This window comes from Streptomyces sp. SID3343 (assembly GCF_009865215.1).
GTDB lineage: Bacteria > Actinomycetota > Actinomycetes > Streptomycetales > Streptomycetaceae > Embleya.
The window spans coordinates 1-10,290 of record NZ_WWJX01000318.1; the positions used below are offsets into that span (position 1 = coordinate 1).

At 70.1% G+C, this 10,290-nt stretch carries 8 protein-coding genes and 1 pseudogene; 6 read left to right on the forward strand and 3 right to left on the reverse strand.

What is annotated here, in order from left to right; translation table 11 throughout:
• The 4 genes and pseudogenes from GT354_RS10795 to GT354_RS10810 form a co-directional block, all read left to right on the forward strand.
• Positions 1-384 (forward strand): annotated as a pseudogene (locus GT354_RS10795) (hypothetical protein); the annotation flags it as partial.
• Positions 381-1,790 (forward strand): VWA domain-containing protein, encoded by a 1,410-nt coding sequence (locus GT354_RS10800; RefSeq protein ID WP_161356065.1) that lies wholly within the window; start codon positions 381-383, stop codon positions 1,788-1,790. The pseudogene GT354_RS10795 and the gene GT354_RS10800, both read left to right, overlap by 4 nt.
• Positions 1,791-1,805: 15 nt before the next feature.
• Positions 1,806-2,918, forward strand: a complete 1,113-nt coding sequence (locus tag GT354_RS10805) for an AAA family ATPase (RefSeq protein WP_161356066.1) — start codon at positions 1,806-1,808, stop codon at positions 2,916-2,918.
• Positions 2,919-2,986: 68 nt separating this feature from the next.
• A complete protein-coding gene (locus GT354_RS10810) occupies positions 2,987-5,797 on the forward strand; it encodes a DUF5682 family protein (protein ID WP_161356071.1) in 2,811 nt (936 codons plus the stop codon).
• 160 nt (positions 5,798-5,957) lie between these two features.
• On the opposite strand, the gene GT354_RS10815 is transcribed toward GT354_RS10810, so the two are convergent.
• Positions 5,958-6,821, reverse strand: coding sequence for a TIGR03620 family F420-dependent LLM class oxidoreductase (locus tag GT354_RS10815; protein WP_161356067.1), 864 nt, complete (start codon positions 6,819-6,821; stop codon positions 5,958-5,960).
• A 293-nt stretch (positions 6,822-7,114) separates the two neighbouring features.
• Here GT354_RS10815 and GT354_RS10820 point away from each other — a divergent pair, with 293 nt between their 5' ends.
• A complete protein-coding gene (locus GT354_RS10820) occupies positions 7,115-7,414 on the forward strand; it encodes a DUF4190 domain-containing protein (protein WP_161356068.1) in 300 nt (99 codons plus the stop codon).
• A gap of 139 nt (positions 7,415-7,553) precedes the next feature.
• On the opposite strand, the gene GT354_RS10825 is transcribed toward GT354_RS10820, so the two are convergent.
• Together GT354_RS10825 and cysD are read right to left on the reverse strand one after the other, a co-directional pair.
• Complete coding sequence (locus tag GT354_RS10825) at positions 7,554-8,873, reverse strand: GTP-binding protein (RefSeq protein WP_161356069.1); 1,320 nt, start codon at positions 8,871-8,873, stop codon at positions 7,554-7,556.
• Positions 8,874-8,875: 2 nt separating this feature from the next.
• Positions 8,876-9,781, reverse strand: a complete 906-nt coding sequence (gene cysD, locus GT354_RS10830; protein WP_161356070.1) for a sulfate adenylyltransferase subunit CysD — start codon at positions 9,779-9,781, stop codon at positions 8,876-8,878.
• 126 nt (positions 9,782-9,907) lie between these two features.
• Between cysD and GT354_RS10835 the strand changes: the two genes are divergently transcribed.
• On the forward strand, positions 9,908-10,290 hold a 383-nt coding region (locus tag GT354_RS10835), incomplete at its 3' end, for an inositol monophosphatase family protein (protein WP_275942257.1).

Here is a 10,290-nt window from a genome sequence, read left to right on the forward strand (position 1 = left end):
CCCCTGGACCGACACCCGGCACAGATCGCGATGCCGGTGTTCCTGGAGAACTACGAGGTCCGACGAGACGACGACGGGATGGGGTTCATCCTCGCCGGGCACCGCCTCGCCGTCGAGCCCGACCGCATCCCCACCGCCGGCCCGCTCACCCCCGAGGCCGTCGCGACCTCGACCGCGTGCATCGGCCTGCTGCGTTGGGACGCGGGGGCGTTCGAGGTCCAACCGCTCGCCGTCGAGGCGGTCGTCAAGAAGAAGACGGTCGTCGTCCACGCCGGGGCGTGGGCCGGCGGCACGGCCGACAAACTCGGCGCCAAGGCCGAGAAGGCGGCCACCGAGGCCGTGGCGGTGCTGCGTGAGCGCGCCGGAAAGCTGCTGCGGACATGAGCGAGCCGACCACCGAACCCACCCCCGCGGTGGATCCCGACGAGAACCGACGCCAAGTCCTGTACTGGCGCCTGCTCGCGCGCCTGTTCGACCCCGAAGAGCAGGCCACGCTCGAATCGGCGAGCCTGGCCGTCGTCGAGGACATCGGCCTGCCGCCCGCACTCCTGGACCCACAGGCGTCCGTCGACTCGATCGTGCAGCGCCACCCCGACCTGGCCGACGAGTTCGACGGCCTGATGGTGCCCGACCCCGACGAGGACGGCCGCGACCGCGCCGCCGAGGTGCGACGCGCGGCGTTGGTGTCCAAGGTGCTGCTCAACGTCCTGGCCACCGGGTCCGGCACCGTCAGTGCCGGACAACTGTCCCGCTGGCAGTCCGACGCGGGCTGGTTCGAGCGCGCGCTCGGCTGCAAGCCCGGCGAACTGCGCGGCGGCGGCGCTCGCTCGGCGGGCGTGGGCGTCTCCCCGACCGGAACCGGCGGCGGCCACGCGACGCCCGACCTGACCAACCTGATCCCCACCATCGGCCCCGAACTCGGCGCCATCGAGGCCGGTCTGGTCAAGCGCATGCAACTGCGCGAGGTGCTCGCCGACTCCAGGCTCGCCGCGCAGCTGACCCCGAGCATGTCGCTCATCGAGCAGCTGCTGCTCGACAAGAACAACCTGTCCGGCGTCGCACTCGCCAACGCCAAGGCCCTGATCCGCCGCTTCGTCGACGAGGTCGCCGAGGTGCTGCGCACGCAGGTGGCCAAGGCGTCCGTCGGCTCGCTCGACCGCTCGATCCCGCCCAAGCGGGTCTTCCGCAACCTCGACATCGACCGCACGATCTGGAAGAACCTTCCCAACTGGAGCCCGGAGGACGAGCGGCTGTACGTCGACCGCCTCTTCTACCGCCACAGTGTCCGCAAGACCACGCCCACGCGGCTGATCGTGGTCGTCGACCAGTCGGGCTCGATGGTCGACTCGATGGTGAACTGCACCATCCTCGCGTCGATCTTCGCCGGGCTGCCCAAGGTGGACGTACACCTGATCGCCTACGACACGCGGGCGATCGACCTCACGCCGTGGGTGCACGACCCCTTCGAGTCCCTGCTGCGCACCAACCTCGGCGGCGGTACCGACGGCACGGTCGCGATGGCCCTGGCCCAACCGAAGATCGCCGAACCGCGCAACACCGTCGTGGTGTGGATCTCCGACTTCTACGAATGGCGCACCGAACCGCTCTTCGAGAGCATGGCCGCCATCCACCGCTCCGGGGCGAAGTTCATCCCCGTCGGCTCGGTGACCAGCTCCGGGCGCGGCAGCGTCAACCCCTGGTTCCGCGAGCGGTTCAAGGACCTCGGCACACCGGTGATCTCCGGCCACATCCGCAAGCTCGTCCACGAACTCAAGACCTTCCTCGCCTAGAAAGGCATCACCGTCATGTCCGACCTGTTGCGCGCCCCCGCCGAGCTGAAGTACGCCGAGGAACTGGACTGGCTGGAGTCGATCGACGACAGCCCCAAGCCCTTCACGTGGCGCCTGTCGCCCAAGATGGTGCGGCTGTTCGTGCTCGGCTCCGAGCGCTCCGACGGCCTCGATCGAGAGGTCTCGCAGAAGTGGTTCGGCGACCGCTCCATCGTCGAGCGCGCGATCGTCACCCTGGCCTCCGACCGCGGCCTGCTGCTCATCGGCGACCCCGGCACCGGCAAGAGCTGGTTGGCCGAGTTGCTGGCCGCCGCGATATCGCGCAACTCCACCCTCGTGGTGCAAGGCACCGCCGGCACCACCGAGGACCACATCAAGTACTCGTGGAACGTGTCCATGGTGATCGCCAAGGGCCAGTCACGGGAGTCGATGATCCCCTCGCCGATCATGACCGCGATGGAGACCGGCGCGATGGGCCGCTTCGAGGAGCTGACCCGCTCCACCAGCGACGTCCAGGACGCGCTGATCTCGATCCTGTCCGAGAAGTACGTCTCCGTACCGGAACTGGACGACGACAACATCGTCTTCGCCAAGCCCGGTTTCTCGATCATCGCCACCGCCAACAGCCGTGACCGCGGCGTCAACGACCTGTCCTCGGCGCTCAAGCGCCGGTTCAACTTCGTGCGCATCCCGGTGGTGACGAACAAGAAGAGCGAGGCGGAGATCGTCCGCTTCCGCACCGAGGAACTGCTGCGCCGGCACAGCATCGAGCTGGAGGTGCCGCCGACGCTGCTCGACGTGTTGCTGCAGAGCTTTGCCGACCTGCGCGCCGCAGCCGCCGCGGCCGGCAGCGACGACGAGAAACTGGAGTCGGCGCTGTCCACCGCCGAACAGATCGGCGTGCTCGAAGACGCCATCCTGCACAGCAACTTCTTCGGCGACCGCGCCTTGACCGCGCGCACGCTCGCCGCCTCGCTCGTCGGTTCACTGGCGCGGCGTGAGCCGGAGGACCTGGCCATCATCAACAAGTACCTGCACGGCGTCGTCGAGCCGCGCGGGAAGGAAGAGGGCGGTCCCTGGCCGGAGTTCCTGGAGGGCGGCCGCGACGCGATCGCCGTCCTGTCGTGAGTGCGGCGAGTGCGGTGAGTGCCGCAGGTGCCGCCGGCGCCGAGAGCGGTGGGCTTGCTGTGAGCGCTGTGAGGGGCCCCGCGCCCGAGGGCGCGTTCGACGCGTTGCGTGCCCAGCTACACGAAGCCGCAGGCGTGTTCGCCGACGGCCCCGACGCGCTGCAGGGCATCCTGCTCGGCATCGTCGACGACGTCGACCGTGCCGTGCGCGAGCCGTTGGAGATCTTTCCCGTCTGCCACCATTCACCCGCCTCGGCGACCGCGATGGCCCGGCGGCTGCGGGAGAAGCAACCGAAGGTGGTGTACCTGGAGCTGTGCGAGGACATGGCGCCGCTGCTGTCCGAGCTGCGCAACTGCACGCTTCCCGTGGCACTCCAGGCGTTCGCGAGCGAGATCGAGGGCTTCCCCGTCGAGTGGGCCCCGCTGTCGGTGGTCGCCCCGATCACCGAGGCGTCGGCCGAATACCAGGCGATCGCCTACGCGTTGGAGACACCCGGGGTCGAACTGGTCCTGGTCGACCGCTCCTCCGACCACGTCTTCCAGTGGGAACCGCGCGGCACCGAGAAGTCCGCCGAACCGGGCGATCCGGACACGACGCCGGCCGACGAGGAAAGCGCTCTGCACGGCGACGCGGTCGGCCTGGAGATCGGCGACCTGCGGCCGCGCTTCGCCGAGTTGGAGGAACACCTGCTGCGGCACGGTCGCGTGCGGCACTGGTCGGAATGGTGGCACCAGTACGTCGAATTGCCGCTCGGCGACTGCGACCACGACACCTACCGGCAGGTCATGCTCCTGATCGGCAGCCTGTTCCGGCGCCTGGCGCCCGGGGATCCGCGCAAGGTGCGGGTGGACGAGGACCGCGAACGCCACATGTGGACCCGGATGCGCGAGCACCTCGCGGCGACCGGGACCGATCCCGCGGACTGCCTCTATGTCTGTGGCGCGTTCCACGCGGCCGCCCGGGTCGAGGAGTTCGGTGTCCACGGCGCCGACACGTTCGAGATCGGCCCGCGCAGTGCCACCACGTGGCAGTACGGCCTGATCCCGTCCAGCCACGCCGCGATCGAGGCGCAGTTCGGCCTCGCCGCGGGCTCCGTGTCGATCGCCGCCACCGTGTGGGCGAAGAACCTCAAGCGCACCGGTGTGACGCCGTTCCGGTTGGCCGGACAGGCGGGCACGAAGAAGAAGAGCACGAAGGCCAGGAAGACCACGGGTGCGGCCGTACCCGCACCCGTGGCGGCAGGCCCGGCCGCCGACAAGCTGTCCGGCTTCCTGCAACAGCCGCCGGTGCTCGATCGCCTGGACGAGGCCGAACTGCTCGGCTGGTCGGTCGAGATCGTGCGCGCCGCGCGCCGCAACGGCTACCTCGCCTCCACCGCCGACGCCATCTCGGTGTTCGAGACGTCGATCCTGCTGGCCGGGATGCGCGACCGGGCCAGGCCCACGCCGTACGACTTCCAAGACGCGGCGGTGACGTGCATCGAGAAGGAGGCCGTGCCGGGTCGCCGCGACGTGCGCCGCCTCGTCGAGATCATGATGGGCGGGGACAGGATCGGCAAGGTCGGCTACGACGCGCTGCCGCCCTTGGCCCGCGACGTGCACGACCGGCTCGCGCCGCTGCAGCTCAACCTGGAACAGCGCGGCGTACGGCGGGCCTTGCTCGACATCGCCTCCCGGCCCGAACTGGAGCGCTGCTCCGACGTGTTGTGGATGCTGCGCTACTTGATGCCGCCCGGTACCGCGCGGCCGATCATGGGCGAGCGACGGCTCGGCGAGCGACCGATCCAGGAGTCGTGGGACCTGGCCCTGGGCACCCATCAGCGGGCGCTCATCGAGCTCGGCTACGAGGGCGTCAGTATCGAACAGGTACTGGAGCAGCGGCTTCGGCGCACCGCGCACGCTCCGCAGGCGACCGCGGCGGTGATCCTGGAGGCGGTCGAGGACGCGACGCTGTATCTCCGCGGCCGACGCCTCGCCGACGAACTGGGCGCGCGTGCCCTGGAGGTCCTGACGTCCGAGCGGGGCGTCGACGGCGCGCCGGAAGTACTCCGCCGGGTGCGGCGGTTGCTGGCCTTCTATCGGACCGGCGAGCCGGAGCTCCCGCCGTGGATCGAGTCCTTCGTCAAGGCCGGCTACGCGCACTACTGCACGCTCCTGCCGACGGCGTTCGTCGACGAGGACGCGACCGTGCGCCAGGTCGCGGCGACGCTGGGCTTCCTGTTCCAGATGGAGGGCCTCGCGCTGTCGCTGGGTTGCGATCGGACCCAGCTGGAACTGGCGGTCGCGCAGTCGCATCCGGAGGAGCCGGCGAAGGTGGCGCTGCTGTGGGCCGCGCAGCTGCAACTCGGCGGGTTGTCGCGCGCCGAGCTGCGCGCACGGTGCGACGAACTGCTGGAAAACCCCATGGTGTTGCCCGCCTATCCGCACTATCTCAGCGGATTCGTGCACGCGCTGGAACCGGTGCCGCAGCTGACCGACTTCGTGGTGGAGGCGGTCTCGAACGCCTTCGCCCGGTTGCCGGACCCGGTGCTGCTGCCGTGGCTGCCGACGCTGATCCGCACGCTGCGCTCCGGTGGCTCCGAACTCGCGCCGCTGCTGATCCGCGAGGCCGGGCGGGTCTTCCCCGGTCGACTCGCGGCATTGGACGCGTGGGTGCCGCCGTGGCAGTCCCCACCGGCGGCCGTACCGTCGGCTCGGCGCGCGGTCGGCGGCGGGCTCGCGCTGCTCGCGGCTCATCCCGCCACATGCGACGCGGTGGCGGAGTTGCTCGGCTGTGACGGGACGTGGTCGACGGCGGATCCCGACCCGGCGGGCGCGGCCCTGCTCGACCGTCACCCGGCCACGGCGGCAGCCCTGGAGGCACTGCTGTCCGCCTCCTGAGCCCGGTGACCGATCTCCGGATCCGGCCGGGCGGTGACCGTCGGGTCACCGCCCGGCCGCAACCCTTGCCCTCGATCGCGCGGGGCGAAGCGGCTGTCCGCTTCGGGATCGCCCTGTCGGGCTCACCGTGCATGGGGAGGGCGCTACCGCCGGAGAAGGCTTACAGCAGGGCCGGGGCGAGGTCGCGCCATTCCTGTCGGGCGAAGACGCGGGGATCGTCGGTGACCACCTGGACGGCGACATGGTCGGCGCCCGAACGGCGGCGTTCGGTGAGGCGGTCGGCGATCTCGTCGGGCTTTCCCCACAGGAACAGCGCGTCGACGAGCCGATCGCTGCCGCCGCCGGCCAGGTCCGCGGCGGCGAACCCCGCTCGCAGCCAGGCCGTTCGGTAATTGGCCAGGGCCAGGTATGGGGCGAGCATGCCGCGAGCCTTGGCGCGGGCGACATCGGTCTCGGTGTGCAAGAGAACGGTCTGCTCCAAGGCCAGGGTCGGCCCCTCGCCCAGCACCGATCTGGCCCACGCGACATGGGATTCGCCGACCAGATACGGATGCACACCGGCCGTTCCTGCCGCTGCCAGCCGAGTCATGCGCGGCCCGTGCGCGCCGATGATGCGCGCGCTCGACGGGAGCGGGGCAGGCAGCGCGTCCAAGGCGTCGAGGTAGCTGCGCAGCGCGTCGTGCGGTCGTCGCCCGTACCGGTCGGTGATCTCGGCGTGGCTGACGCCGAGACCCACCAGAAGTCGGTCACGCTGTGCGTGCGGGAGCGCGTGGTAGGCGGCGGCGAGTCGTTCCGGGGTCCGGTCCCAGATCGACACGCACCCGGTCGCGACGGTGATCCGGTCGGTCGCGGCCAGCACGTTCGCCGCCGTGACCAGGTCGCCGCGCGGGTTGCCGCCGGGGTTCCCGCCGAGCCACACGGCCCCGTACCCGAGCTCTTCCAATTCGGCCGCGGCGTCGCACGCCTCGGCGCGATCCCCGTGTGTGAAGGCCAGACTCCAAATGCCGATCGGTCCGAGATCCATCGCGGACATCCTCCTGGGTGGGTGCGAGAGTTCCCGTTGTAGTGGTGCGCGTGAGGTGGCATCCCCGAACGATGCGATCTGACCGAAACCCGACCACCGACGACCGGATCACCGCGCCTCGCCCTCGGGACGATGGAGCGCGTGGCCACCGGGAAGGGCTCGGCGCAGGCCGTGGCCGACGAGCCGATCCGCGACGACGTGTGCCGCGGGTGGCATGTCCCGGCTTCTCCGGGGCAGGCGAATTCCGAGCAGCGGTAAGGGAATTCACTTCAGGAGACGAGGAGACGCACACCATGGCCGGCTACGGATCGACGCACAACAAGATGTTCGATCGCACGCGCACGGGCAGCAACGGAATGGCCGTCGCGGCGCTGACCTGTGGCATCGTGGGCGTGTTCCTGTTCAACATCATCCTCGGGCCGCTCGCCGTGATCTTCGGTGCGGTGGGCCTGCGCCGCAGTCGTGCGGGCGCCCGGAACGCGGGCATGGCCAAGGCCGGCATCATCCTCGGCATCGTGGACATCGCGCTGTTCGTCCTGCTCCTGATCCTCGCGGCCAACAACGGCGGCAGCTTCTATTTCAACTACGGCTGACCGGACCGCGGTGGACGCCGCGTACGCACGTTTGGCGAGGTACCCCAACCGACGGGGTACCTCGCCAAACGTGTGTACGGAGCGGCCGCCGCGCCGCCGTACCTGCTGCCTTGCCTGACGTGCCGTCCTGCGCGTCCTCCTACGCGTCGTCCAGGAGGATGCCGGCGGCGACGGTGTTGTCGGTGGCCTCGTCGACGAGGATGAAGCTTCCGGTCGTGCGGTTGCGGCGATAGGGGTCGTGGAAGAGCGGGGCGGTGGTGCGCAGGGTGACGCGGCCGATCTCGTTGAGCGCGAGGGACGACACGTCGGGCCGGCGGTGTCCGGTGTCGACGTCGAGGCGATAGCGCAGTTCGGTGACTTTGGCGCGCACGGTGCGGGTGGTGTGCTTGAGCACGTAGGTGGCGCCGGGGCGCAGGTCGCCGTGTTCGGCGAGCCGGCAGACGACGGCCTGGAGGTCCTGGCCGGTACGGGGTCGGTTGTGCGGACGGCAGATCATGTCGCCGCGTGAGACGTCGAGGTCGTGGGTGAGCCGCAGGGCCACCGACATCGGCGGGAACGCCTGGGCAACCGAGCCGTCCGGGCCGTCGATCGCGGCGATGCGGGTGGTGAACCCGGAGGGCAGCACCACCACTTCGTCGCCCGGGCGCAGCACGCCGCCGGCGACGGTGCCCGCGTAGCCGCGGTAGTCGTGGTGTTCGCGCTGTTCGCCGTCGCGCGGGCGCAGGACGTACTGCACGGGGAAGCGGGCGTCGACGAGGTTGCGGTCGGAGGCGACGTGTACCTCCTCCAGGTGGTGCAGGAGCGGAGTGCCCTCGTACCAGGGCATGTTGGCGCTGCGGGTGACCACGTTGTCGCCGCGGAGGGCGGACATGGGCAGGAAGGTGAGGTCGGGGATGTCCAGTCGCGCGGCGAAGTCGGTGAAGTCGGCGCGGATCGCCTCGAACACACCTTGGTCCCAGTCGACCAGGTCCATCTTGTTGACGCACAGGATCACGTGCGGGATGCGCAGGAGCGCGGCGAGGAAGGCGTGCCGGCGGGACTGTTCGAGGATGCCCTTGCGCGCGTCGACGAGCACCATGGCCAGGTCGGCGGTGGAGGCGCCGGTGACCATGTTGCGGGTGTACTGGATGTGCCCGGGGGTGTCGGCGATGATGAACTTGCGCCTGGGGGTGGCGAAGTAGCGGTAGGCGACGTCGATGGTGATGCCCTGTTCGCGTTCGGCGCGCAGGCCGTCGGTGAGCAGTGACAGGTCGGTGTGGGTGTTGCCGCGGCGTCGGGAGGTGTCCTCGACCGCGGCGAGTTGATCCTCGAAGACGGCCTTGGCGTCGTACAGCAGGCGGCCGATGAGCGTGGACTTGCCGTCGTCGACGGATCCCGCCGTGGCGATGCGCAGCATCTCGACGGATCCGGGGTCGATCGGGGCGGTGTGGCCGAGGGCGATGCCGGTGGTGGTGCTCATGCTCAGAAGTACCCTTCGCGTTTGCGGTCTTCCATGCCGGCCTCGGACACGCGGTCGTCGGCGCGGGTGGCACCGCGTTCGGTGATCCGGGTAGCGGCGATCTCGACGGCGACCTCGTGGGCGTTCGCGGCGCCGGAGCGGACGGCGCCGGTGCCGGTGGCGTCGCCGATGGTGCGGAAGCGGACGGTCTCCTCGAACGGCTGCTCGCCGTCGAGCAGGGTGACGAACTCGCCGACGCCCAGCAGCATGCCGTCGCGCTCGAAGACCGATCGGCGGTGCGCGTAGTACAGGGACGGGAGTTCGATGTCCTGGTCGGCGATGTACTGCCAGATGTCCAACTCGGTCCAGTTGGACAGCGGGAAGACGCGGATGTGCTGGCCGTGCCGGTGGCGGCCGTTGTACAGGCTCCACAGTTCGGGGCGCTGGTTCTTGGGGTCCCACTGGCCGAACTCGTCGCGGAAGCTGAACACGCGTTCCTTCGCGCGGGCCTTCTCCTCGTCGCGGCGCGCGCCGCCGAACACCGCGTCGAAGCGGTGCTTGTCGATGGCGTCGAGCAACGTGGTGGTCTGCAACCGGTTGCGGGACGCGCGTGGGCCGGTCTCCTCGACGACGCGGCCCGCCGCGATCGACTCCTCTACCGAGGCGACGACGAGTTGTACTCCCACCTCGGCCGCGTGCCGGTCGCGAAACGCGAGCACCTCGGGGAAGTTGTGTCCGGTGTCCACGTGCATGATCGGGAAGGGCGGTGGGCACGGCGCGAACGCCTTGAGCGCCAGGTGCAGCATGACGACGGAGTCCTTGCCGCCGGAGAACAGCAGTACGGGTCGCTCGAACTCGGCGGCGACCTCGCGCACGATGTGGATGCCCTCGGACTCCAGGGCTTCGAGATGGGTGAGCCGATAACTCACAGGCGGGCTCCGATCCCTCGCAGGCGAGCCGAGATGGCCCTGCGGACATCTGACGGCTTGTCAGGTGATCGAAAGTAGCTTCTAATGAAGTAACTTCACAAGAAGGTAATCCGAGGAGTGGGCGGAATGACCGAAACCTACCCGTCACCGATCGACGACGACGCGACCGTCGCACAATGGCTCGCCGCCTCGACCGGGCGACTGCTCGTGCGGCTGCGCGAGGGCTCCGGCCCGGCGGCGGGCGCACGCGGGGACCGGGCCGCGCACGAACACCTCGTCGCCGAACTCGCCCGGCTGCGCCCGGTCGACGCGACGTTGTCCGAGGAGGGCGCCGACGATCCGGCGCGGCTGACGGCGGATCGGGTGTGGATCGTCGACCCGTTGGACGGATCCCGCGAGTACGGCGAGCAAGGGCGCACCGATTGGGCCGTGCACGTGGCCCTGTGGGCCCGCGATCGGCTCGTGGCGGGCGCGGTCGCCCTCCCCGCCCGCGACCGGGTGGCGAGCAG